At 68.2% G+C, this 24760-nt stretch carries 24 protein-coding genes; 13 read left to right on the top strand and 11 right to left on the bottom strand.

Going from position 1 to position 24760, the window contains the following annotated elements:
- The first annotated feature begins 45 nt into the window (after window positions 1-45).
- From ASD42_RS32645 to ASD42_RS32610, 8 genes are all read left to right on the top strand, one after another.
- Complete coding sequence (locus ASD42_RS32645; protein ID WP_063893797.1) at window positions 46-1401, top strand: TerD family protein; 1356 nt, start codon at window positions 46-48, stop codon at window positions 1399-1401.
- The gene (locus tag ASD42_RS32640) at window positions 1398-2156 is read left to right on the top strand and encodes an alpha/beta hydrolase (RefSeq protein ID WP_235569916.1); all 759 of its coding nucleotides are present in this window, start codon (window positions 1398-1400) and stop codon (window positions 2154-2156) included. The genes ASD42_RS32645 and ASD42_RS32640 overlap by 4 nt, the downstream gene beginning before the upstream one ends.
- A 39-nt stretch (window positions 2157-2195) precedes the next feature.
- Complete coding sequence (locus tag ASD42_RS32635; RefSeq protein WP_056824434.1) at window positions 2196-2696, top strand: PspA/IM30 family protein; 501 nt, start codon at window positions 2196-2198, stop codon at window positions 2694-2696.
- 45 nt (window positions 2697-2741) lie between these two features.
- Window positions 2742-3767, top strand: coding sequence for a hypothetical protein (locus tag ASD42_RS32630; RefSeq protein ID WP_056824431.1), 1026 nt, complete (start codon window positions 2742-2744; stop codon window positions 3765-3767).
- Window positions 3768-4143: 376 nt separating this feature from the next.
- Window positions 4144-6942, top strand: a complete 2799-nt coding sequence (locus ASD42_RS32625; protein ID WP_056824427.1) for a sensor histidine kinase — start codon at window positions 4144-4146, stop codon at window positions 6940-6942.
- A gap of 27 nt (window positions 6943-6969) precedes the next feature.
- On the top strand, window positions 6970-7398 hold the full coding sequence (locus ASD42_RS32620) for a roadblock/LC7 domain-containing protein (RefSeq protein WP_056824424.1): 429 nt from the start codon (window positions 6970-6972) through the stop codon (window positions 7396-7398).
- Window positions 7395-7835 carry a DUF742 domain-containing protein gene (locus ASD42_RS32615; protein ID WP_056824421.1) on the top strand — a complete coding sequence of 147 codons (441 nt, stop codon included), beginning with the start codon at window positions 7395-7397 and terminating at the stop codon, window positions 7833-7835. Before ASD42_RS32620 ends, ASD42_RS32615 begins: the two co-directional genes overlap by 4 nt.
- 10 nt (window positions 7836-7845) lie before the next feature.
- Window positions 7846-8412 (top strand): GTP-binding protein, encoded by a 567-nt coding sequence (locus tag ASD42_RS32610; RefSeq protein ID WP_056824418.1) that lies wholly within the window; start codon window positions 7846-7848, stop codon window positions 8410-8412.
- Window positions 8413-8430: 18 nt separating this feature from the next.
- Here the strand turns inward: ASD42_RS32610 and ASD42_RS32605 are convergent, their stop codons facing one another.
- The 7 genes from ASD42_RS32605 to ASD42_RS32575 form a co-directional block, all read right to left on the bottom strand.
- On the bottom strand, window positions 8431-9900 hold the full coding sequence (locus ASD42_RS32605; protein ID WP_156677665.1) for a hypothetical protein: 1470 nt from the start codon (window positions 9898-9900) through the stop codon (window positions 8431-8433).
- Window positions 9901-9956: 56 nt separating this feature from the next.
- Window positions 9957-10583: a hypothetical protein gene (locus tag ASD42_RS32600; protein WP_056824411.1), complete on the bottom strand. Its 627-nt coding sequence runs from the start codon at window positions 10581-10583 to the stop codon at window positions 9957-9959.
- A 95-nt stretch (window positions 10584-10678) separates the two neighbouring features.
- A complete protein-coding gene (locus ASD42_RS32595) occupies window positions 10679-12058 on the bottom strand; it encodes a lipase family protein (RefSeq protein ID WP_056824408.1) in 1380 nt (459 codons plus the stop codon).
- Window positions 12059-12137: 79 nt separating this feature from the next.
- The gene (locus ASD42_RS32590; RefSeq protein ID WP_056824405.1) at window positions 12138-12779 is read right to left on the bottom strand and encodes a TetR/AcrR family transcriptional regulator; all 642 of its coding nucleotides are present in this window, start codon (window positions 12777-12779) and stop codon (window positions 12138-12140) included.
- Between the two features lie 16 nt (window positions 12780-12795).
- On the bottom strand, window positions 12796-13605 hold the full coding sequence (locus tag ASD42_RS32585) for an ABC transporter ATP-binding protein (RefSeq protein WP_056824403.1): 810 nt from the start codon (window positions 13603-13605) through the stop codon (window positions 12796-12798).
- Window positions 13605-14687 carry a FecCD family ABC transporter permease gene (locus ASD42_RS32580; protein WP_056824399.1) on the bottom strand — a complete coding sequence of 361 codons (1083 nt, stop codon included), beginning with the start codon at window positions 14685-14687 and terminating at the stop codon, window positions 13605-13607. The genes ASD42_RS32585 and ASD42_RS32580 overlap by 1 nt, the downstream gene beginning before the upstream one ends.
- Complete coding sequence (locus tag ASD42_RS32575) at window positions 14684-15715, bottom strand: FecCD family ABC transporter permease (protein ID WP_131816698.1); 1032 nt, start codon at window positions 15713-15715, stop codon at window positions 14684-14686. The genes ASD42_RS32580 and ASD42_RS32575 overlap by 4 nt, the downstream gene beginning before the upstream one ends.
- An 83-nt stretch (window positions 15716-15798) precedes the next feature.
- Between ASD42_RS32575 and ASD42_RS32570 the strand changes: the two genes are divergently transcribed.
- The 4 genes from ASD42_RS32570 to ppc all read left to right on the top strand — a co-directional run bounded on the left by ASD42_RS32570 (window position 15799) and on the right by ppc (window position 20813).
- Window positions 15799-16866 carry an ABC transporter substrate-binding protein gene (locus ASD42_RS32570; RefSeq protein WP_056824394.1) on the top strand — a complete coding sequence of 356 codons (1068 nt, stop codon included), beginning with the start codon at window positions 15799-15801 and terminating at the stop codon, window positions 16864-16866.
- Between the two features lie 54 nt (window positions 16867-16920).
- Entirely contained in the window at window positions 16921-17478 is a 558-nt protein-coding gene (locus tag ASD42_RS32565) for a sugar O-acetyltransferase (protein ID WP_056824392.1), read from the top strand.
- 74 nt (window positions 17479-17552) lie between these two features.
- Window positions 17553-17975: a VOC family protein gene (locus tag ASD42_RS32560; protein WP_056824389.1), complete on the top strand. Its 423-nt coding sequence runs from the start codon at window positions 17553-17555 to the stop codon at window positions 17973-17975.
- A 66-nt stretch (window positions 17976-18041) separates the two neighbouring features.
- The gene (gene ppc, locus ASD42_RS32555) at window positions 18042-20813 is read left to right on the top strand and encodes a phosphoenolpyruvate carboxylase (RefSeq protein WP_056824386.1); all 2772 of its coding nucleotides are present in this window, start codon (window positions 18042-18044) and stop codon (window positions 20811-20813) included.
- A 3-nt stretch (window positions 20814-20816) separates the two neighbouring features.
- Here ppc and ASD42_RS35030 read toward each other — a convergent pair whose 3' ends face one another.
- The 4 genes from ASD42_RS35030 to ASD42_RS32540 form a co-directional block, all read right to left on the bottom strand.
- Window positions 20817-20984 (bottom strand): hypothetical protein, encoded by a 168-nt coding sequence (locus ASD42_RS35030; RefSeq protein WP_165610252.1) that lies wholly within the window; start codon window positions 20982-20984, stop codon window positions 20817-20819.
- A 105-nt stretch (window positions 20985-21089) separates the two neighbouring features.
- A complete protein-coding gene (locus ASD42_RS32550; protein WP_056824385.1) occupies window positions 21090-21497 on the bottom strand; it encodes a RidA family protein in 408 nt (135 codons plus the stop codon).
- Between the two features lie 5 nt (window positions 21498-21502).
- On the bottom strand, window positions 21503-22273 hold the full coding sequence (locus tag ASD42_RS32545; RefSeq protein WP_056824382.1) for an IclR family transcriptional regulator: 771 nt from the start codon (window positions 22271-22273) through the stop codon (window positions 21503-21505).
- On the bottom strand, window positions 22270-23304 hold the full coding sequence (locus tag ASD42_RS32540) for a sugar kinase (RefSeq protein WP_200950552.1): 1035 nt from the start codon (window positions 23302-23304) through the stop codon (window positions 22270-22272). Before ASD42_RS32540 ends, ASD42_RS32545 begins: the two co-directional genes overlap by 4 nt.
- Window positions 23305-23462: 158 nt before the next feature.
- On the opposite strand from ASD42_RS32540, the gene ASD42_RS32535 reads away from it, so the two are divergent.
- Window positions 23463-24755, top strand: a complete 1293-nt coding sequence (locus ASD42_RS32535) for an amino acid deaminase (RefSeq protein WP_442938710.1) — start codon at window positions 23463-23465, stop codon at window positions 24753-24755.
- Window positions 24756-24760: the final 5 nt, after the last annotated feature.

Genomic DNA, 24760 nt, shown 5'->3' with positions numbered 1-24760 from the left:
GTAGGGGCGACGGGTCCGGCGCGGGATAGGTTGGGCGGTGTGTCGATGATGAAAGGCGCCAACGTTGCGGTGCCTGCCTCCGCGGTCCGCGTCGAATTGGGTTGGCAGTCCGGGCAGGGCGTGCCCGATGCCGATGCCTCCGCGTTGTTGCTCGCCGGGGCGAAGGTGCGCTCCGATGACGACTTCGTGTTCTACAACCAGGCCGTGCATCCTTCGGGGGCCGTTCGGTACGAAGGAAAACAGCAGGGGCAGACCGTTGTCGACGCCCTGTCGGTGAATCTCGGGCAGGTCGAGCCGCAGGTCGAGACGATCGTGCTCGCCGCCTCTGCCGACGGGGGAACGTTCGGGCAGTTCCGTGGGCTCTACATCCGGGTGATCGATGCCGCGAACGGTGCCGAGGTCGCGCGCTTCGACAGCAGCGGGGCGACCACCGAAACCGCCTTTGTGCTCGGTGAGCTGTACCGACGCCAGGGTGCGTGGAAATTCCGCGCCGTCGGTCAGGGGTATGACAGCGGATTGGCCGGGCTCGCTACCGATTTCGGCATCTCCGTCGACGACGCGGCCCCGCAGCAGCCGGCCCCGCCGCCGCCCCCTGGCCTGCCGTTCGCCCCGCCGCCTCAGCAGCAATCGATCCCGACCCCGCCGACCCAGCCGTTCATCCCCGCGCCCCCGCCGAATCGTCCGCAGCAGCCCACACCCCAACCGCCGCAGCCGTTCAATCCGGCGGCCCAGCACAACCCTCCCTTCGCCCAGCCCGCGACACCGCCGGTGAACCTGGCGAAAGTTTCCCTCACCAAGGAAGCTCCCAGCGTCTCCCTGACCAAACACGGCGCCACCGGCGGCGTCATGCGCGTGAATCTCAACTGGACCTCGATGGCGGCCACCGGCCGTCTCTTCGGCAAACTCCGCGGCAAGAACATCGACCTCGACCTGTGCTGCTTCTTCGAACTGGTCAACGGCGCCATCGGTTCCGTGCGAGCCCTCGACCGCCGCTTCGGCGCCCTCTACGAACCGCCGTTCATCCACCTCGACCAGGACGACCGCACCGGCGCCAGCATCACCGGCGAGAACCTGTCGGTGAACCTCGACTGCACCCAGTTCATCCGGCGCATCCTCGTGTTCGCCTCGATCTACGACGGTGCCAGCGATTTCCGCAATGTGCACGCGACCGTCACTTTGAACACGGTGAATTCCGCGCCCATCGAGATGACGCTCGACGGCTGCACCGACAACTCCCGCGACGCGGTGCTGTTCGTACTGGAGAACGTCAACGGCGAGTTCGTGGTACGTCGCGAAGGCGCCTTCGTCCGACCGCCCGCCGGTCAACCGGGTGGTGGCGTCGTGGAGATCGCCCGCCTCTACCACTGGGACTTCGGTTTCCAGGCGGGTCGCGGCAAGTGATCCGCCACCCCGCGACACGCGTCCTCAACGCGCTGGTCTACCACCCCGAGAAACACCTCGCCCGGACCCCGGCGGCACTGGGTCTGGACTACCGCGATCTGACCATGCGCACCGCCGACGGCATCGAGGTGCACGGCTGGTTCGTGCGCGCCGAGCGCCCGCGCGGCCACATCCTCTACGCGCACGGCAACGCGGGCACCATCGGCGACCGCGTCTCGATTATCGCGCTGCTGGTCGAAGCCGGTTTCGACGTCCTGGCGTTCGACTACCGCGGCTTCGGCCGCAGCACGGGTACCCCGAGCGAACACGGCACCTACCTCGACGCCAGAGCCGCCCGCCAAGCCTTGCTCGACCAACCGGAAGTCGATCCCGATCGGGTCTACTACCTGGGCAAATCCCTCGGCGGCGGGGTACTGCTCGAACTGGCGGGCGAATATCCGCCCGCGGGCATGATCCTCATGTCGACGTTCAGCGGCATGCGCGCCGCCGCGCGCTCGGTCTACCCGTTCCTGCCCGCCCCGCTGATCCCGAACGCGTATCCGAGCCTGCGGCGCATCGCGAACCTGCGCGTCCCGGTGCTGATGATGCACGGCGACCGCGACGAACTCCTGCCACTGCGCCACGCCGAACGCCTGTACGCGGCGGCACAGGACCCGAAACACCTGATCGTGGTCCCCGGCGCGGGTCACAACGATGTGATCGACACGCTCGGCGCCGAGTGGGCCGAGATCATCGCCGACTGGGCGGCGCGATAACGCTGGTCGGCGGTCGCTGATGCTGCGTAGCCTGGCGGTATGAGCGAAACGAGCGAACTCCTCGGCCGGATGGCCGCGCTACCCGACCACGAGCTGGTTTCGGTGCTGCGCGCCGCGGTCGCCGGACGTCCCGGGCTCGTCGCGGTCGCCGCCGCACTGGCCCAGGCCGAAATCGGTCATGTTGATACCGGATCACCTGTGACTCTGGACACCGACGTCGTCGACGCGGATGTGGTGCCCGTCGCATCCGGGCAGGTAGGAGGCGCGATCCCGGTACCGCCGGTACCGTCCGGACTGCCGGTGACCGGCGCACCTACCGCCACCGGCGGATATTCCACTTCCGGAGTGCCGACATTCGACTCGGTTCGGGATAAGGTCGAGCAGCGTTTCGGCACCGCGCAGGGAATGGACGAGCTCGACCGGCAGACTCCCGCGGGTCGCAGCGTCGACGAACAGTGGGAGGCGCGGGAAAAGGCCGCGCGTGAGCGGCTGGATCAGATCCGGAAATCGGTGCAGGGCAACGATTCCGGCGACAAGTAGCCACGCGTCCTCCCCTCCAGCAACGACCGTGATGGGTGGACACAAATGACGCAGGCGCGCCAGATTGCCGACCGACTGCTCGACGCGCAGGTGGAATTCCTGCTCGCCGAGGTGACCGGTGACCGGTTTGCCGAGGTGATCGCCCGGGACGTGGCCGCCGTGCTGGCCGTCGGTGAGACGATTCGGTTCGGCGACGTGGTCTCCCTCGAGCAGGGCGAACAGACGGTGGCCACGGTGTTCGACCGCATCGGCGGCAGCCCCGTGATCGCCGATACCGTCGGCATCTTCTCCGACGCCATCTACGACCACATCGCGTCGAACACCGAATACACCCTCGGCGACGTCGTAGACCGCGAACCGGTGGAAGCGCTGCTGGAGAAGATCTTCGGCATGCACCAGGCCCAGGAGCGGATCCTGGACCGGCTCACCGAGAGCCCGCTCGTCGCCACCGTGGCCTCGCGTTTCGTCGACAAGCTGATCGGCGACTTCATGCAGGCCAATCGTGAACGCGCCGAGAAGATTCCGGGCGTCTCCTCGCTGATGTCGCTGGGTCAGACCGCGGCCAATCGGGCCAAGAAGGTCGCGGCCGACAGCACTTTCGTCGGTGACCTCGCGGGCAAGGGCGCGCTGTTCGCGCTCAAGCGCACCAACAACGCGATCCGCGACATGCTGCGTGACGCCCCGGTGCACTCGGCCGCGATGGAATTCTGGGATCTGCACGCCGACGAGCCCGTCGCGGGCCTGCGTGAATACCTCACCCAGAAGGACCTCAACGAGCTGGTCCAGATTTGCTACGAGATCGCGGTGACGACCAGGGAGAAGGAGTACTTCGGCCTGCTCGTGCGCGAGTGCGTCGAGGTGTTCTACACCAGGTACGGCAACCACACCCTCTCGGCGATGCTGCCCGAACTCGGCCTCGACGCCGACGACATCAGTGCCGAGATCCTGCGCTACGGTCCGGCCGTCATCGAGTCCGCCAAGCGCAACGGGGTGCTGGCCGGGCTGATCAGGGAACGCCTGGAGCCGTTCTTCTACTCGGATCAGGTGCTGGGAATTCTCGGCGGCGAGTAATTCCACGAATACCGTTCGGCAATGCGAATTGATCGACACGACTTCGCTTCTCGATTTGCATGGCATCGTCGCAACCGGTATAGAGTCGGCACTGAATTGCGCCTTCTGATCGGCCGCGCCAAATGTGTTGCGCGTCACGATCTCTGGTGGCCGGTATGTATCCGGCAGTGAACCGGTCGGCCAACTCGCTGCCGATACGACTGTGAGCATTCGGCTACACAAAGCCCGCTGAATTTCCGGCATGTTTAGATCAGCGCACGAATTGCTGCTTTACACCGTTCCGCATTGACCGCGCACCGCGCGGAGTGCAAGTTTGCACCTGACTTTCCGTAGGCCACCGTGACCGACGTTGCGGTGGCATTGCAAAGGAGTAGGTGTGCGTGCACGTTCCCGGCCGAACCCGACCGGAACCCGATCGGACGGCGGCGCTAGAGGGCAGCGGCCCGGCGCCGCGCTGATCCGGCCGCGCACCATCTCCGGTCAGCTCGCCCGGATCCTGGTGGTGTCGCTGGTGTTGGTGCTCGCGCTGCTCGGGCTGACCATGTCGACCCAGGTCAGCGCTTACCGTCGCAGCGGGGAAACCGTGGACGCCGTGGCGGTCGCACTGGCCGCGCAGGACCTCGTGCAGCAGGTGCAGCGCGAGCGAGGTCTGAGCAACGGTTTGCTCGGCGGTGATCAGCGCCTGCGTCAACCCGTCACCGACCAGCGCGCGGGCACCGACGCCGCCCTGCGCGCCCTGGTGAACGCCGTCGTGGGCGACCCGCCAGGTGCGGGGGAGGTGCGCTCGGCGCTGGGCCATCTGGCGGGGCTGCCCGGGATCCGTTCCCAGGTCGACAATCGTAATGTCACCCGGCAGGCGGCGTTCCAGTTCTACACCGACGGCATCGACGCGCTGAACCGTCTCTCGCTCGGTCTGGACCAGGCGCGTGACCCGGCCGTCCGGCACGGCCTGCAAGCGCTCTACGCCCTCGGCGACGCGAAGGAATTCACGGCCCGTGAGCGCGGGTTCCTCAACGGCGTCTTCGCCGCCGGGGAATTCGCGTCGGGGGAGTACGTTCAGTTCCTCGACATCCGGGCGGCCCGCAATGCCGCGCTCACCGCCTTCGGCCACGACGCGACGCCCGCCCAGCAGGCTCGTCTCGACGCGGTGCTCGCGAGTGAGAACGCCATGCGGGCAACCGAATCGGAGAACATCGCGATCGCCTCGACGCTGGGACCGCTGATCCAACCGATCGACCCGGCCGTGTGGTGGGCACAGATGACCGCGGTCATCGACGAACAGCGAACCGTGCAGCAGGTCATCGGCGACGACGTCGGCGTGCGGGCGGAGAAACTCCGTCTGGACGCCGCGCTGATGCTCGCCGCTTTCGCCGCGGCCGCGCTGTTGGCGATCGCGGCCGAGTTCGCGCTCGTCCTCGCCAGCATCAGGGCTATCGTCCGCCCCTTGGCCCGGTTGGCCACCGAGGCCGATGATGTCGCCTCCACGCGACTGCCCGAGGTGATCGAGGCCTGGCACAGCGCCGCCGACGCCCATCCCGATCCGCCCGCGCCGGTGCGCACGCCGCGCGGTGCGAGCGTCGAGATCGCCGCTGTCGCGAGCGCTTTGGATCGGGTGCAGACCACCGCGTTCGACCTCGCCTCCGAGCAGGCGCTGGTGCGGCGCAACACCACCGAATCGATGGCGAACCTGGCCCGCCGCAATCAGAACCTGGTGCGGCGTCAGCTGGGATTGATCAGCGAGTTCGAGCGCGAGGAACTCGACCCGAAAGCACTGTCGAACCTGTTCGAACTCGACCACCTGGCCACCCGTATGCGGCGCAACGCCGAAAGCCTGCTGGTGTTGGTCGGCGAGGCCAGCCCGCGCCGGTGGGCCGAACCGATCGCGCTCACCGACGTGATCCGGGCAGGACTGTCCGAGGTCGACGACTACCGGCGGGTGGTGCTGCGCCGGATCGACGACATCGCGGTGACCGGCGCCGTTGTCAGCGAACTGGCCCACATTCTGGCCGAACTCATCGAGAACGGGCTGGCCTTCTCCCCGCCCGATCTCGAGGTCGAGGTGTACGGCCGCAAGGTCGCGGGCGGCTACCTGCTCGCCGTTGTCGACCACGGCGTCGGCATGCCCGCCGAACAACTCGCCGAAGCCAACGCCCGGCTGCGCGGGGAGCAGGACTTCATCGTCGCCTCCACCCGCTACCTCGGCCATTACGTAGTCGGTCGGCTGGCGGGTCGCCTCGGCATCGACGTGGAACTGAACACGTCGCCGGTCAGCGGCATCGTCGCCCGCTTGCTCCTCCCGCCATCGCTGCTAGCCGACGAAAAGGCCGGGCAGACAGCAGAGTCGAGAAACGGCGCCACCCGAGGCTCCGGAGTGGGCACGGGCTCGGCGGACCTCGTGGCGCTGGAGCGCGATGCCACCGTCGTGACGGACGGGCATTCGTCCGGTGCCGGGGTGTACGAGTCGACACCGACGCGCAACGGTGCGGTCGCCACCGGCAAGAGCACGGTGGCGATCGCCGGGCGTGGCGATGCCGCAGGCCACTCGGTAGGGCAGGCCCGCAATGGTGTCACGGTCGGCTCGACGACGCCACGACACCACGAGATCCCCGCCGGTGTGGCAGGTTCGGGCTCCTCCCACGCCATCCCCGGCGACGGCACCACGTGGTCCGGCACCAACGGCCGATCTCGGCACAGCCGCACCGTGGAATTCGGACCGAGCAGTGGCAACGGTCAGACCTCGGCGAACCATTCGTCCAACGGCTCTGTCTACGCGCAATTCCTCAGCAGCACACCAGAGTCCGCGCACTCACCGCGCGACGGTGCGGTCCGTAACGGATCGTCGGCCGACGATCGCTACAGCGCGGTGATTCCGGAGCTTTCCGAGGGAGCAGCCCGAGGCCACAACGGCTCGACGGTAGAGCCGCCGCGTGAGCTACCCGCCGGTGCCGCCGCCGTCGAACGCACACGCAACGGCCTGGTCAAACGCAGCAAACGCACCAAGGTCACCGGCGCACCGGAGCGGCCCCGCCGCGATCCGGCTGCCGAGCAGGCCCGTCCCCCGGTTGCCGAACGGACCCCCGACCAGACCCGCAGCATGCTCTCCTCGTTCCGCACCGGCCACGAACGCGGCGGCGAGACCGAATCTGCCGCCACCCCACTCGATCCCACCCGCTGACGATCGGACCAGACCCAAGGAGACCCGGTGACCACCCACCTACCGACCACTGATCCGCACACCTTCAACTGGCTGCTCGGCAATTTCGTCCGCAACACCGACGGCGTACGCGACACCGTCGCCGTCTCCTCCGACGGATTGCTGATCGCGATGTCGGACGGCCTCGACCGCACCGGCGCCGACCGGCTCGCCGCGATGGTGTCCGGTCTGTCCAGCCTCGCCCGCAGTGCCTCGCGCAGTTACGATTTCGACGGTCTGAAGCTGATCATGATCGAGATGAAGCGCGGCTTCCTGCTGGTGTCGGCACTGGGCGACGGCAGCTGCCTCGGCGTGATCGCCGACGGCGGCTGCGATGTCGGCCTGGTCGGCTACGAGATGGCCGTTCTCGCCGAACGCGCCGGATCACTGCTCGACCCGCTGCTGATCAGCGAATTGCGAGAGTCGTTGCGCAGATGAGAGATCCCGATCTCCCGCGGTTGCCCGACCCGCGCATGATCCCGATGAGCCGGCCCACGGGCTGGCGTGGCCCCCTGCCATCGGTGCCGGTGACCCCCACCGCACACGACGATGTCGACGACCGCTTCGTTCGCCCGTTCGTGCTCACCGCGGGCCGCACCGTTCCGGTGCTGGACGGCCTGCGCATCGAAACCCTTGTCCAGGCGCCGCCGTCCGCGCTGTCGGCGCCGCTGCGGTTCGAGGAGCGCACCGTTGTGCAGCTGTGCCTGACGCCGCATTCCATCGCCGAAATCGGGGCCGCCCTGCGGGTTCCGATCGGCATCGCCAAGGTGATCGTCAGCGATCTGGCAGCGGCGGGACATGTCACCGTCCGTGACGCGCCCGAACTGTCGACCGCCGCCATCGAGAGGATCCGCGACCTTGTCCGCGCACTTTAAGGCACCAGCAATGCCGTCCTCGGTGAAGATCGTGGTCAGCGGCGGCTTCGGCGTCGGGAAGACCACCTTCATCGGCGCCATCTCCGAGATCGAGCCGCTGGTCACCGAGGCCTCGATGACCGAGGTCTCCCTCGGCATCGACGATCCCGGTCATCGCGCCGAAAAGACCGCGACCACAGTGGCTTTGGACTTCGGCCGCATCACCCTCGAGCAATCCCTGATCCTCTACCTGTTCGGGACGCCCGGCCAGGACCGGTTCGTGTTCCTGTGGGATGACCTGGTCGACGGCGCCCTCGGCGCGGTCATCGTCGTCGACACCGGGCGGGTAGAGGACTGCTATCCGGTCCTGGACTACTTCGAAGAACACCACACGCCCTTCGTCGTGGTGGTCAACCGCTTCGCCGACGCCACCCGCTTCGACCTCGACGAGGTCCGCGAAGCCCTCGGCCTCGACGACTGGATCCCGGTGCTGGACTGCGATGCCCGCGACCGCGACTCCGTGCGCGATGTCCTCGTCGCGCTCCTCGAGCAGGTCCTGCTGCACCGCGTCCAACCCCGCCACCGGGAGGTGAGCTGAGCACACCCCGGGCGGTGATCAGCGCCGAGTCAGGGTGAGATCCGTCAGGGCCAGATGGAACCGCGCGTCGGTGACATCGACCGAGGTATCGGTGAACCTGTGCCCGCCCAACGTGTTCCGCACGAAGTCACGGATGGCGGGCGGCTGCGTATCCAGCGTGGCCAGCAGTTCCTGCGACACCTCGACGGTCCCATCGAAGAACCGCGGCTGACCGGTGATCCCGGGCTGCTGCGGCGTCTGCCGTAAGCCGTCGACGGTGTGCAGCACGATGTCGAGCCCGCTCCCGTCACCGAATTCGAGCCGCAGCGGTGTGGGGGAGACAGCCGGATCGAAGGACTGGATCCGCGCGGTCCACCCCTGGGACGAGACGCCCTGGTAGTCGTAGGGCGACACGGGACCGAGCGTCTCCTGCGCGCGGTTCACCGGCGAGTTCTCCAGCACCGCACCGGAGAGCGGTTGATCGGCGGCGACGAAGGTCCACGACTCGTCGGTGAGCATCTTGTGCCAGAACCCGGTCCTGCCACCGGCGCGACCTTCGACGCGCAACTCCCGCGCCGCCGAGCCGGGCCCGGTCCGGTGAACGGAGATGCGGTCGGTGATCTCGCCGGGCACCTTCGGCTGCGCGATCCAGTCCGGTGCGGGCAACTGGATGGCCGCGAAGCGGGGGTCGATGCGCTCGGAGAGCATGTCCGGCGCTTCGGGCAGGCCGCGCTGGTCTTCGTAGGAGTAGCGGAAGAAGACCTTGTCCGCGCCGGAGATGTCGAAATCGTAGAGGCGCGTGTAGAAGTCGCCGTACCGGTTGACCACCATCGAGGTCGACGCGCTGGTGGACAACGCGACGGCCTGGAACCGCCCACCGAGCGGAGTACCCATCTCGTAGCTGTGATCCACCGGCAGCCACGGGTCGACGTACTGGATCCGCTGACCACCATGGGTCAGCGCGAACACATGCGACACCTTCGCGCCGCCGACCGGGTGCTCGTTGCCCGCGGTATCGGTCCACCGGTGATCTTCGTTGGGCGAGAGCACCGACCACGACCAGGTAGACGCGCCGGGCGGCAAGGTGTTGCCGGGGCCGGTCCACAGCGGAGTGCCGTAGCGGCTGCTCCAATTCCACGCCGCGGGGGCGCTGAGCGCGTGATCCATCGTGATGAACCGGCCGTCGCGGTCGATCATCATCACTTCGTCGTCGTCGGCGGAGACACCGGCGATCGTGCCTGCCAGACAGCCCGGCAGCGCGACGGTGCGCCAACCACCGAGAGCGGCAGCCTCTTTCACGTAGACCTGACCGTCGCGGGCGGCGAACGTCCAGCGCCGGTTGAACGACTCGGTGGTGGTGCGCAGGTGCACCTGCTCGGGGAGCGCGACCGTCGCCGGGGTGAAAGCCGCCAGTCCGGCGGTGGATTCGTCGACTGTCACTTCCGGCGTGCCGACGGTACCCACCGGCAGACACCCCGGATCGGCGACAACCGCCGATTGTGTTGTCATTCCGGCGAATACCAGTCCGGCCGCCGCGATCAACGCGGAACGCCGGAGCCCGCGCCTCACAGCCACCCCGCCGCGCCGAAACCGATGAGGGCGATCGCGTCGATCCCGAAGATCGTGCCGACCAAGAGCGCCTTGCTTCGCACGCTCGGCAGATCGTGCACGAAGAAGCAGACCGCGAAGAACGGCACGTACCCGATGATCCAGATCAGGAACGGGAAGCTCGGCTGCCACCACGACCAATCCCAGGTGAGGACTCCCGCCTTGTTCAGCAGTACCTCCACACCCACCGCCGCGATCGAGTTGAGCGCGATCAGCACCGGTCGGTTCGGCAATCCGAAGATCCGGGTCTCCTTGGGCGGTAACATCTTCGCCGCCGCGATTCCCATGATCGCGAACATGAAGCAGATCTCGATATTCAGCCCGATCAGGATCTGATAGGCCGTCGGTCCGCTCGCCGCCCAGACCGGCGCCCGCTCGGTGAAGTGGAAGACCAGCGCGTTCCAGATCTCGTTGAACCAGTCCATGCCCCACAGCGCGAGCCCGGCGAACAGCACATTCCAATTACGCCGCTCGACCTCGACCGCGTAGATGTAGATGACCAACAGCAACAGCGGAATGACATACCACTTGAATTGGCTCGCATCGCGAAGAATCTCCAGCGCGGCCCGGGCGTTGTCGGTCAACGGGGCACCTCCTGCTCATGATCGACGAACTCGGCGAGTATGATACAAATCAACATCAAACGTCAATGTGTATCGCCGAGTTGACGAGTCAGCGGCTACCCGAGCGGCATGCCGAACAGGGAAGCGAACTTCGCGGCGAGCGAGTCGCCGAGGAAATCCATGGCGCCGGGGGTGGCGGCCATGGTGCCCGCGTCGGAGATGGTGCAGCCGGTGGGGGCCGCAATGCCGTCGAGACGGTCGCGGAGCCAGATCAGCGCGGCCGGACCGCCGACCACTTCCGCGACGATGTGTTCGCTGGCATGGTCGCGGGTGTAGGTCAGCGACGTGTTCGGTGTACGGCAGTAGGTGTCGACCAGGGTGTCGGTGGCGGCGAGCGGCAGGATCTCGTCCCAGGCGGAATGCCAGATGAACAGCGGCATATCGGGGACCGACTTGCCCATGCGGGTGTCGGCGATCATGGCCGCGACCGGCGGATCATCGAGGGGATTGCCGTCGGAGCCGATCATGCCGGTCAGATTCAGGAACGGCAGCAGTGCCGACTGATACTGCACGCACAGTGGGGATTTGATCGCGGTCAGCGCTTTGCCGAGTGGGTCGAGCCGCTCGTCGAGATAGGCGGCGAAATCGGGGTACTCGCGGGTGAGCCCGAGAACGGCGGCGAAGACGAGACCCGAGGTGAGCTGGTTGTTCGCCATGCTCAGCGCGGCACTGAGATCGGCGCCGACGCCGCCTTCGGCCGCGCCGACGATGTTCAGTTCGGGTGCGTAGGTGCTGCGCAGTTCGGCGGCATGGCCGGTCGCGATGGAACCGCCGGAGTAGCCGTAGAGCCCCACCGGCGCGGTCGGTCCCGTCTCGAGCGGGGCGAAGCCGGTCGCCGCGCGAATGCCGTCGAGGGTGATCCGGCCTGCCAGCGGTCCGGCCGCGTAGGCCGAGTTCGGACCCTGATGGTCTGGTACGACCACGGCCCAGCCCTGCGACAGCGCCGCTTGCGCGAACAGGAATTCGGCGGGCACCACGATCTGGCCCGCCACCGCGGCCACCGAAAGATGTTGCAGCGCATAGGACGGCGCGCAGTAGCCCGCGGTCGAGTCCTCGGCCAGCTGCACCGACAGCAGCTTGCGCGGCGAGGGCGCCTGCCCGCGCGGTTTGATCAGGGTGGCGACCGCGGGGATCGCCTCGTCACGGCTGTTGTTGGATCGGTAGGACACCTGCCAGGCGTCGACATCGATCGGCAGCAGGCCGAAATCGGCGATCCGAACCTGTCGGACCGCGATGATCGCGCCCGGCGCCGTCGCCGCCACGACGTCGGCGGGCGGCAGGTAGAAGCCCGGATCCAATTCGGGCGGCAGCGGAATCACCGGCGGGGGCGGCGGGGCGGCCGGCTCGGCCGATACCGGCCCGGCTGTCACCACTGTTGCCGCCGCGAGCAAGCCGGTGGCAAGGGCGAGCCATCGCTGAACGAAGGGAGATCTCATCGCGCACAGTCCTCACATCTATTGAGACTCCTTCGTCTCAATTGCGGCAACTATGACATGAGTGTGGCGTGGATCGCAATCAGCTGCCGGCAGGTGCCGCCGAGATCAGGCTGTTCAGGATGGTGGAGAAGACATCGACCAGTTCGTCGACGGGCGGTCGAGGGTCGTCCAGGCTCCATTGGTGCACGGCGCCGTTCACGGCGCCGATGAACGCCGCCATCGGCACCCGCCATCCGCCGGGCGGCATCCGTACCCCGTCGCGCCCGGCCGCGATCGCGGCGACCACCTCGCCCCAACGATCCCTGACCTGCGCCCGGTACTTCTCGATCTCGGGACTCACCCCGACGATGTCGACGAAAGCGACTTTGGCGCAACGGATGTCGTCGGTGATCGCCTTCGCGTACGCCCGCACCGCCGCATCGATGAGTGCGCGCACATCGTCGGATTCCGCCGCCGCCAGCGCCTCGGCCACCGCAGCCCCCGCCTTGTCCTGCACAGCGTCGTACACCGCGACGAGTAGTTCCTCGCGCCCGGCGAACTGTTCGTAGAACTGTCGACGCGACAACCCCGCGACCGCGCACACATCGGTCAGCGAACTGTTGGCGTACGACTTCTCCGCGAACACGGTCAGTCCCGCGTCGATGAACAGCGCCCGGCGCTCGACCTGTCGTTCGGCCACCGAGGTGCCGGTGTAGTTGTGTCGTGTCCGCCCAGATGTCACCCCATGACCCTACTGTTCAGCGTTCGGGCGAGATATCGGTGTCGACGGGTCCGATCGGGACCACCAGCGGGGTCCCGGTGACCGGGTCCTCGATCACCTTCGCGCGTAGCCCGAAGACCTCCGCCACCACTTCCTCGGTGAGAACTTCGGCCGGCGTTCCCGCGGCAACCACCCGGCCCGCGCGCATCGCGACCAGCCGATGGGCGTAGCGCGCCGCCAGATTCAAGTCGTGCAGCACCATCACCACCGTCCGGCCCGCGTCGGCGTGCAGGCGCCGGACCAGGTCGAGAACCTCGATCTGGTGGGCGAGGTCGAGGAAGGTCGTGGGTTCGTCGAGCAGCAGCAGGTCGGTGTTCTGGGCCAGCGCCATCGAGATCCACGCGCGCTGGCGTTGTCCGCCGGACAACTCGTCGAGTGAGCGATCGGCGAACTCGACCATGTCGGTCCAGGTCAGGGCTTCGTTGATGGCGGATTCGTCGTCGTCGGACCACTGGCGGTACCAGCGCTGGTGCGGATGTCTGCCGCGCGCGACCAGGTCGGCGACCGTGAGACCTTCGGGGGCGAGCGGTGATTGGGGCAGGATGCCGAGCACGCGCGCCACTTCCTTGGTCGACATGCGGTCGATCCGCTTGCCGTCCAGCTGGACGTGGCCACCGGTGGGGCGCATCAGCCGCGCCATCGCGCGCAGAAGCGTGGATTTGCCGCATCCGTTGGGTCCGATCACCGCGGTGACGGTGCCACCGGTGATATCCAGGTCGAGACCGTCGACGACTGTGGTCGGTCCGTAGCCGAGGGTCAGCTCGCTGGCCTGTAGCCGAACGGTCATCACGCGCCCGCTTTCCCGGCACGGTTGCGCCGCATCAACAGATAGATCAGATAGGGCGCGCCGAGAACGGCGGTGATCACCCCGACGGGGAGTTCGCCTGCGGGCAGCAGGGTGCGGGCGACGAGATCGGCGGCGACAGTGAAGGCCGCGCCGAGCACCACCGAGGTGAGCAGCGGGGGTTGCGCCGAACCGGTCAGGCGCAGCGCCACCTGCGGCACCGCGAGCGCGACGAAGATGATGGCGCCCGCCGAGGCGGTGGCGACTCCGGCGAGCAGCACCGCCAGGACCAGCAACGTCAGGCGGGCAGCGTTGAGCCGCACGCCGAGCGAGCGGGCGGTGTCGTCGCCGAAGTGCAGCGCGCCGAGCAGGTGGGTTCCCGCGAGCACCACCGGCACCAGCACCGCCAAGGCGATCGCCACCGGTGTCACCTGGATCCAGCTGCTGCCGTTGAGGCTGCCGGTCAGCCAGGTCACCGCGCGCGTCGCGACATCGACGTCGCCGACGCTGAGCAGCCAGAAGGTCACGCTCGAGAGCAGCGAACCGGCGCCGAGGCCGACGAGCACGAGTCGATAGCCTTCGATCCCGCCTCGCCAGGCCAGCACGAAAACGCACAGCGCGGCGAGCAATCCGCCCAGCATCGACGCAACGGGCACCCCGATCTCGGCGGCGGCGCCGCTGATCTGGCCGCGGCTGCCGGACAGGGCGATCACCGCGACCGCGGCCACGCTAGAGCCCGCGGTGACGCCGAGAATATCGGGACTGGACAACGGGTTTCGGGCGATACCCTGGGTGATCGCGCCGGACAACGCGAGTGCCGCGCCGACCAGCGCGCCGGTGAGAATCCGGGGCAGCCGCAGATCCCACACCACATAGGCGAGGCCGTCGTCGCCACCACCGGTGAGCACCGCGAGCACGTCCCACGGCGTGACCGGGCCTCCGTCGGGCATGGTGTAGGTGCCCAGCGCGAGCGCGACGCAGGCCGCGGCGGCGAGTATCGCGAGTCCGAGCAACAGGACCGCCGTCGTGCGTAGTCGCAGTTGCCATGACACTGGTCCCAGCCGGACCGCCCGGACCGTACTCATATGCTCACCAGCTTTCGGCGGCGGACCAGCACGATGAAGAACGGGACGCCGACGAAGGCGAGCATGATGCCCGCGGGCAGTTCGCCCTTGTCCAGGACCAGCCGCCCCGCGATGTCGGCGACCAGCACCATGACCACGCCGAGCAGCCCGGCGACGGGCACCAGCCAGCGGTAGTCGGGCCCGGTGATGCCACGCGCCAGGTGCGGAACGACGAGCCCGACGAAGCCCAACGGCCCGGCGATCGCCACGACCGCACCGGTCAACAGCACGATCGAGCCGATGCCGACACTGCGCGCCAGGAAGACGCGATGGCCGAGTGCGCGGGCGGTGTCCTCGCCGAGGCCCAGCGCGTTGAGCGCGGAGGTGTTGGCCAGGGCGAGGACGATCCCGACGAGGACGAACGGTGTCGCCTTGCCGAGCACGTCGAGGTTGGACCCGACCAGCGAACCGGCCTTCCAGAAGCGATAGATGTCGGTGACGTCGGTGTCGAACAGCACCACCGCCGAGATCAGGCCCTGCAACAGGTAGCTGACGGCGGCGCCGGCCAAGGCGAGGGTCACCGGCGTGGGTCCGCCTCGGCCCGTCGCGCCGATGACGAACACGGTGATGGTGGCGATCAGCGCACCGGCGAAGCCGAACCACACGTAACCGAACAGGCTCGAGATGCCGCCGATCATCACTGCGAGGACGATGCCGAGAGCCGCGCCCTGGGTGATGCCGAGCAATGCCGGATCGGCCAGGGGGTTTCTGGTGTGCCCCTGGATCACCGCCCCCGCGATGCCGAGCGCGAGACCGGCGAGGACGCCGAGCAGGGTGCGCGGCAGGCGAAGGCCGTTGACGATGGCGCCGGTCTCGGTGTCGGTCGTGCCGCCGAGCGCGTGCAGAACATCAAGGGGAGCAATGAATTTCGAACCGATGGCCAAACTGAGCAGAACGGCCGCGAAGACCGCGGCCAAGAGTCCGGCGATGAGTAGCAACCGGCGAGTCCGCGTGTTGGCGAACACGACTCCGGGCGGCGATGCGGGCACTATCCCTCTTCATAGTTGGTAATTAGGTAAGGCTTCGCTAGGTTAGCAACCCTAAAGAACTCTGAACCACTCGGGAGACCTCGATGAAGACCCCACTGAGCCGTCGGCTCGCCGCCGCCGCGGCAGTCGCCGCCGCCGTACTGAGCCTGTCCGGGTGTGGACAGGACCGGTCGGCCACCGGCGCCGCCGGTAGCGATTGCGATACCGCGAGCAACCTCGACGGCGGGGCCTACCCGCGGACCATCGAGGCAGGGGCGGTCAAGGACAAGGCGGGCACGAATGTCGGCACGGTGGTCGACCCGGCCACCATCACCACCCGACCGGTTCGGATCGCCGCCCTCGACCAGACGTTCGTCGACGCCGCGCTGGTGCTGAACACCGAAGTGGTCGCGTACACGACGTACCAGTCCATGGGCGAGAAGTTGCCCGCGTTCCTCGGCGCGGCCGCCCAGACCTGCGGCGGGCGAGCGGTGAACATCGGCAACTTACAGACCCCCGATATCGAGAAGCTGGTAGGCGCCCGACCGGATCTGATCGTGTCGGCGAAGGTGCGTCACGAGAAGCAGTACGAGCAGTTCAAGGGCATCAAGCTCGGATCGGGCACGGTCCCGGTCGTGTTCAGTCAGACCACCGGCGCCACCTGGAAGGAAAATCTCCTGCTGCTCGCCAAGGCGGTCGACAAGGAGAACCTCGCCGAGGCCAAGCTCGCGGCCTACCAGGATCGTGCCGCCAAGATCGGCGCGGCGATCAAGGAGAAGAACGGCGGCAACGCGCCCACCGTGTCGCTGCTGCGCTTCCTGCCCAAGGAGGACCGGCTGATGCAGCGGGTCAGCTTCGTCGGCGACATCTTCGCCGACACCGGCCTGAACCAGCTCGACAAGTCCGACGATCCGAAGAACGACTTCTCGATCACCCTGAGCCCGGAGCGTCTCCTCGACGCCGACGCCGACTACATCTTCCTCACCAGCAACGGCGAGGACGCCGCCGCCCAGCGCAAGGCGGCCGCCGCGGCCAACCCGCTGTGGAATCAGCTGCGGGGCAAGGTCACTCCGGTCGACGACCTGGTCTGGCTGACCTCGGTCGGCCTCACCGGCGCGCACGCGGTGCTCGACGACATCGCGAAGACCTTCGGGGTCGACCCGGCGAAGTAAATCGCCGCAAGCAGCGCACTCGGGCCCTGTTCGCCCACCCCTACACTCGGCGGGGTGGGCGAACAGAAGCAGCGGATGCTGGCCGGGGAGCTGTATCGGGACAACGATCCAGAACTCGTGGCCGAACGGCAACGGGCGCAACGATTGTGCGACGAGTTCAACCGCACCGGGCCCGACGAGACCGGGCGGCGGACCGAGTTGCTGGGCGATCTCCTCGGCAAGCTGGGGGAGGGGTCCTGGATCATGCCGCGGTTCCAGTGCGACTACGGCTACCTGATCGAGATCGGGGCGAACAGCTTTCTCAACTACGACGCGATCCTGCTCGATTGCGCGCCGATCACCATCGGGAACGACTGTTCGATCGGGCCGCGCTGCCAACTGCTCACCGCGCTGCATCCGATGGAGGATCACGAAAAGCGCAGGCAGCGGTGGGAATCCGCGGCGCCGATCCGGATCGGTGACAACGCGTGGTTCGGCGGCGGGGTGATCGTGTGCCCCGGCGTGACGATCGGGGACGATGTGGTGGTCGGCGCGGGCAGCGTTGTGACCCGCGATCTGCCGGACCGGGTGTTCGCGGCGGGAAATCCGGCGCGGGTGATCCGGCAACTCTAGGTTTGCTGGCTACTCTGGACGGCAGGCGCCGATGACGTCGGCGCGCCCATCCGTGCCCGACCAGAGGAGACCGTATGCGCCACGGCGAAGATCTCTCCCTCACCCACGTCATGCTGCTCGTGGGCAATCAGGACGAGGCTCTCACCTTCTATCGGGACCTGATCGGCCTTCAGGTCCGCACCGACATGCCGTTCGGCGACAACACGCGCTGGCTGACGGTCGGTCCGGTCGACCAGAAGAACCTGGAATTCGTGCTCGAGGTCCCGGAGATGGCCCCCGACGCCGCCTACCGGGCGGCCGCGCAGGCGCGCATCGACGGCGGCGCCCAATCCACGATCATCTTCGCCACCGACGACGTCGACGGCACCTTCGCCCGGATTCGCGACGCCGGGGCAGAGGTCGCGCAGGAGATCGTGAATCAGCAATACGGCCGCGATTGCGCGTTCCGTGACCCGTGGGGCAACCAGATCCGCTTCACCGCCCGCCACCGCGGTTGAGCGCGACATGCGGGGCGGGTGCGGCGTCGGGTCGCGCCCGCGGGCCCGCGGCAATACTGTCTGACCATGGGCGAATCGCGAATCGAGATGGAACCCGAAGCAACCCGGCCGCTGCGCGAGGACATCCGCTTCCTCGGCGGCATCCTGGGCGACACCATCCGTGACCACGAGGGTCCCGAGGTGTTCGACCTGATCGAGCGCGTCCGGATCGAGGCGTTCCGGGTGCGCCGCGAGGAGGTCGAGCGCAGCGCAGTCGCCGATATGCTCGACGGCACCCCCACCGAGGTCGCGATTCCGCTGATCCGGGCGTTCAGCTACTTCGTGCTGCTGGCCAATCTGGCCGAGGACATCCAACGTGATCGCCGCCGCGCCGCGCACGTGGCGGCGGGTGAGCCGCCGCAGGATTCCTCGCTGGCCGCCACCTACGACAAGCTCGACGCCGCCGGACTCGACGGTTCGGTGGTGGCCGACCTGCTCACCGACGCGCTCGTCTCCCCGGTGATCACGGCGCATCCGACCGAAACCCGCAGGCGCACCGTCTTCGACGTGCAGTCCAAGATCACCGAGCTCATGCGCCTTCGTCGCCGCCTCGAGCCCGGGGAGTCCGGTCTCGACGAATCCGAACTGCGGATCCGGCGCGAAGTGCTCACCCTGTGGCGCACGGCGCTGATCCGGTTGGCGCGCTTGCGGATCCAGGACGAGATCTCCGTCGGGCTGCGCTACTACGACCTGACTCTCTACGATGTGATCCCCGCGATCAACGCGCAGGTGCGGGCCGCACTGCGGGCGCGCTGGCCCGAGAAGGAGCTCCTGCCGCGCCCGATCCTGCGGCCCGGATCGTGGATCGGCGGCGACCGCGACGGAAACCCGTTCGTCACAGCGGACGTCGTGCACACGGCAGCCGAACAGGCCGCCGCCTACGTTTTCGGCCGGTACCTGGACGAACTGGTCGAACTAGAGAAGACCCTGTCGCAATCGGCGCGGCTGGTGCAGGTGTCGCCCCTGGTGGCGGAGCTCTCGGCCGCGGGATATCCCGACCCCGGCCTGTTCGCCGACGAACCGTATCGCCGTGCGCTGCACGCTATTCGGGGTCGACTCAGTGCCACCGCCGAGCAGGCACTGGGCGAACTGCCCGAGCAGGGCCTCGATGCCGGCGCCGCCCCGTATCCGACACCCCAAGCCGTCCTCGACGACCTCGACGCGATCGACGAGTCCATGCGCGCCAGCGGCGACGGACTGCTCGCCGACGACCGCCTCGCCGCCCTGCGCCACGCCATCGAGACCTTCGGTTTCCACCTGCAGGGCCTGGATATGCGCCAGAACTCCGAGGTGCACGAACAGGTCGTCACCGAACTGCTGGCATGGTCGGGTGTGCACCCCGACTATCCGAGCCTGTCCGAGGCCGAGCGCGTGGAGTTGCTGGCCGCCGAATTGCGCACGCGCCGACCGCTTCTCGGGCCGAACGCGCAGCTGAGCGAGCTCGCCACCAAGGAGCTCGGGGTGTTGGGCGCCGCCAAGGAGGTCATCGATACCTTCGGCGCCGCCGCCATCCCGAACTACATCATCAGCATGTGCACCTCGGTCAGCGACATGCTCGAGGCGGCGTTGCTGCTGAAGGAAGCGGGCATTCTCGATCCGGGCGGCTCCGACACCGCGCCCAGCTGTCCCGTCGGCATCGTCCCGCTGTTCGAAACCATCGAGGACCTGAGCGCCGGTGCGGCGACGCTGGCCGCGGTGCTGGAGGTTCCGGTCTATCGCGAGTTGGTCGAGGCGGCGGGCATGCGCCAGGAAGTGATGCTCGGCTACTCCGATTCCAACAAGGACGGCGGATACCTCGCCGCGAACTGGGCCCTCTACCGCGCCGAACTCGACCTGGTGGAGGTGGCGAGGCAAGCGGGAATCCGGTTGCGGCTGTTCCACGGTCGCGGCGGCACCGTCGGTCGCGGTGGCGGCCGCAGCTACGACGCCATCCTGGCGCAGCCCGCGGGCGCGGTGCGCGGATCGCTGCGACTGACCGAGCAGGGCGAGGTGATCGCCGCGAAGTACTCTGAATCCGGTGCGGCACATCGCAATCTGGAATCGCTGATCGCGGGTACGCTCGAATCGACGCTCCTGGATGTGGAGGGCCTCGGCGACGACGCCGAACCGGCCTACGAACTGCTCGACGACCTCGCCGCCCGCGCGCGCGCCGCCTACGCGAACTTGGTGCACGACACCCCGGGCTTCGTCGAGTACTTCCGCGAATCCACTCCGGTCGCCGAGGTCGGCGACCTCAATATCGGCAGTCGCCCCGCCTCCCGCAAACCCACCAACTCGGTCTCGGACCTGCGCGCCATCCCGTGGGTGATGGCCTGGAGTCAGGCCAGGGTCATGCTGCCCGGCTGGTACGGCACCGGCACCGCCCTCGAAGACTGGGTCGGCGACGACCCGGCCCGTCTCGCGCGCCTCAGCGACCTCTATCAGCGCTGGCCGTTCTTCAATACCGTGCTGTCGAACCTGGCCCAGGTGATGGCCAAGAGCGACCTCGACATCGCCGCGCGCTACGCCGAGCTCGTCACCGACAAAACCCTGCGCGCCGACATCTTCGCGATGATCGCCGACGAACACGCCCGCACCATCCGCATGTACCTGGCGGTCACCGGCCACACCGAACTCCTCAGCGACAACCCGTCACTGGCCGAATCGATCCACAACCGCTTCCCCTACCTGGAGCCGCTGAACCAGCTCCAGGTCGACCTGCTGGCCCGGCTGCGCGGCGGTGACGATTCCGAACTGGTGAAGCGGGGCATCCTGCTCACCATGAACGGCCTGGCCACCGCCCTGCGCAACTCGGGATAACACTCAGAGGCAGACGCTGATGGTGAACGGTCCGACCGGGATGCCGGTGCAGATCGACACCGAGCCGACGACCGGCTGCGCGGGGGCGGCCGAGGCGGTTCCGGCGCCGATCGCGGTCACGGACAGGGCGAGGCCGGCAACGGCGAGCGGGCGGGCGAACTTGGCGAACATAGGCTGATCCTCGGGTAGAACGGGGTGAACACCCCCGTGTGGGGGCGCCCCATCACAACACGCACGCACCGACGGCGTCCATGACATGGTGGGAATCGCCGTGGCTCAGTCGGTTACGACGGCGATCGCGTCGATCTCGACCAGCATCTCCGCGCGGGGCAGGCCGGTGAAAACGGTGGTGCGCGAGGGCAGTACGCCGTTGCTGGTGTGCTTGGTGACGAACTCGCCGTACGCCTCGTTCATGATCGCGAAGTCCTCACGTTTGGTGAGGTAGACCCGCAGCATCATCACGTCGTCGAAGGTGGCGCCGGAGGCGTCGATGATCGCCTTGACGTTCATCAGGGTGCGGGTGGTCTGGGCAGCGACATCACCCTGATGCAGGTACTCGTTGGTCTCGGGATCCACCGGGCCCTGACCGGACACCTGGACGAACGGGCCCTTGCGCACGCCCTGGGAGAAGGTGTGGGCGGGTGCCGGGGCGTCGGAGGTGCGCACGGGGGTCTTGTCGGACATGGGGTTCAGCCTTTCCTCGCGGTGACGTCTCGGCGGGGGTCCCAACCGAGTTCGGTGGAGATGGCGTCGGCCGTCGCCCTGACCTGCGGCAACAGTGCCAGCACTTGATCGTGGTCGAGCAGCACGTCGGGAACCGAGACCGACACGGCGGCGACAACGGAACCGATCCCGTCGCGCACGCCGACGCCGATGCAGTTGACGAAGCTCTCGTGTTCCTCGTGGTCTTCGGCGAACCCCTGCGCGGCAACGAGATTCAGCTCGGCCAGATACTGCTCGGGGGTCCGCAGGGTGCGGGTGGTGAACGGGTGGAAGTCCAATCGCGCTGCCACCGCGGGCCATTCGCTGCGGGGCAGCGCGGCGACGAGCACCTTGCCGACGGCGGTGCAGTGTAGCGGCGCGGGCCTGCCGATGCGCGAGTACATCCGCACCGCCTGCTCGGCGTCGACCTTGTCGATGTAGACAGCGTCGCCGGATTCGTAGGCGGCCAGGTGCACGGTCTGCCCGGTGGCCGCGCCCAGCGCGCTCAGGTGCGGGCGGGCGACAGTGCGCACATCACGGTTCTCCAATGCGCGACTGGCCAATTCGAACATCCGGGTGCCGAGCGAGTAGCGGTGCGCGTTGTCGCGCACGACGAACCGATCGGCCTGCATGGTCTGCAGGAGCCGCAGCACTGTCGACTTGTGGACGCCGAGCCGGACTGCCAGCTCGTCGAGGGACTGCGAGCTCTCGCCGAGGGCGATGAGAATGGACAGGGCCCGCGACACGCTTTGACTCATGCGCTGATCGTTTCATCCAGAGCCGCCGGATAGCGCAGCGTGGCCCAGATATCGTCCGGGAGCAGCGCGAGGCGCTGAATATCCTCCGGCGGTGGCAGTTTCGCCGCATCGCCGGTCGCGGTGAGCGCCGCCGCCGCGCACAGATGGCCGTACCGCAGGCGCGTGCGGAGGTCCGCGCCGTGCAGCAGGGCGGCGAGGTAGCCGCCGGCGAAGGCGTCACCGGCGCCGATGCGTTCGGTGATCGCCAGGGAAAGCGCGGGCGCCTCGATCGAGAACTCGCCGTCGAAGCCGGTGACGGTGTGCTTGTCGTTCTTGACGATCAGCTGGGCGGGCTCGGGGAACAACGCGCGCAAGGCGGCCGGGTCGCCGGTGCCGAAGATCTCCTCGGCCTCGTCGGCGCCGAGGAACGCCACGTCGGCGCCGCGAATGTGCGCGCCGAGTTCGTCGGCGGCCTCGTCGACGCGCGAACCCCACACCGCCGGACGGTAATTCAGGTCGAAGCTGACCAGTCCGTGCCGTGGCCGGGCGAGCAGGGCGCGGGTGAGCTCGGTCGCCGACTCCGACAGCGCCGGGGTGATGCCGGTGAAGTGCACGAGATCGGCGCTGTCGAGTAGCGACACCTGGGCCGCGAGGTCGGCGGTGGACAGCGCGCTGGCGGCCGAACCCGTGCGGTAGTAGTGCATCCGGCTGGCGTCGGCGCCCAGGTCGTTGGCCGCGCCGGAGCCCGCACCGCGTTCCTTGACGTAGAGACCGGTCGGCCGCGTCGGATCGACGGCGACCGACTCGACGTCCACCCCCTGCGCGGCGAGTTCGGCAACGAGGTATCGCCCGAATCCGTCGTCGCCGACCCGTGAGAGCCACGCCGCCGACACGTCGAGCTGGGCCAGCACCACGGCCACATTGGCCTCCGCGCCGCCTGCTCCGCGCTCGAACCGCGCGGACTGTTCCAGGGGCCCCGCGCCCGCGATCAGCACGGCCAGTCCCTCGCCGACGGTGACCGCCCTGGGCCGAGTGGTTGTTGCCTGGGTCACCTCGTTCGCCCTTTCGTGCTTGCGGTCACTGCGCTCGGGATGCACAATAACGAGCAGAAACGCTCAGCGCAACCACCGTTGCATATTGCGCAATGTTGATCCGACATGATCGATCGAGCCGCCACCCCGGGTTCGATCGAGGAGAAAGGGATGCTGTGATCATCGACAACGACGTCGTCGACGCCCTCGCCGACGAGGTGCTCGGACCCCAGGACAAGAGCGCGCCGCCCGCGGCGTGGGGGAGCACCGTGCGCGAATACCTCGACGGTGCACCGCGTCTGGATCAGTGGCAGACGCCGTTGCTCACCCTCGACCGCGGCAGGCTCGACGCGAACCGCGACCTCATGGCCGAGTGGACCACCGGCGCTGGCGTCGCGCTCGCCCCGCACGGCAAGACGACGATGGCGCCGCGGCTATGGCGCGAGCAACTCGTGGCCGGGTCGTGGGGGATCACGCTGGCCACCGCGTGGCAGGCCCAGCTCGCGCGCTCGTTCGGCGTCGGCCGGATCATGCTTGCCAATACGCTGATCGACCCGGTCGGATTGGCTTGGGCCGCAGCGGAATCGGCGCGGAATCCCGACTTCGAGTTGTACTGCTGGGTAGACGGCGTCGCCACCGTCGAACTGATGGACAAGATCCTGCGCGATACGGCCCCTGGGCCGCGCGTGCGGGTGCTGGTCGAACTGGGCGGACCGCACGGCCGCACCGGCGCGCGCACCCGTGCCCAAGCGTGCGCGGTCGCCGCTGCAGTCGGCGCGAGTGAGCGGTTGAGCCTGGCCGGTGTCGCGGGCTACGAGGGCGCACTGGCCCACGATCGCAGCACCGAGGGCGTCGCGGCCGTGCGCGGCTACCTCGGCGAACTGGCCGCGCTGCACACCGAACTCGCTGCGGCGGGCGCCTATTCGGGTTCGGCGGTCGTCACCGCCGGCGGCAGCGCCTACCCCGAACTCGTGGTCGACGAACTCGCCGGACTGGCCGATCCCGAGGGTGCGCGCGGCGTGGCGACCACCGTGGTCCTGCGCAGCGGCGCCTACCTCGTGCACGACGACGGCTTCTACGCGGGGATCTCCCCACTCGCCGCGCCCGCGAAGGAACCCGGCCTGCGTTCGGCGATGCACGGCTGGGCTCGGGTGGTTTCGCGACCGGAACCGGAACTGGCCCTGCTCGACGGCGGCAAACGCGATTTCCCTTTCGATGAAGGCCTGCCGGTGCCCCAGCAGGTCATCGGCGGCGCGCTCCCGCCGAACGCGGTGGTCACCGCGCTGAACGATCAGCACACCTTCCTGCGCATGCCCGGCGCGGATCCGGCCGATCTGCCGGTCGGCTCCGTCGTGCGGCTCGGTCTCTCGCACCCCTGCACCGCGTTCGACAAGTGGCGCCGCATCCCGGTGATCGACAGCGCCGACGTGCCCGACCCGCGCGTGGTCGACCTGATCCGCACCTACTTCTGACGGAT

Origin of the sequence: Nocardia sp. Root136 (genome assembly GCF_001427185.1) — a bacterium.
Classification (GTDB): domain Bacteria; phylum Actinomycetota; class Actinomycetes; order Mycobacteriales; family Mycobacteriaceae; genus Nocardia; species Nocardia salmonicida.
The sequence above is the reverse complement of the archived record's forward strand: the minus strand, read 5'-3'. Positions and strand labels throughout refer to the sequence as shown.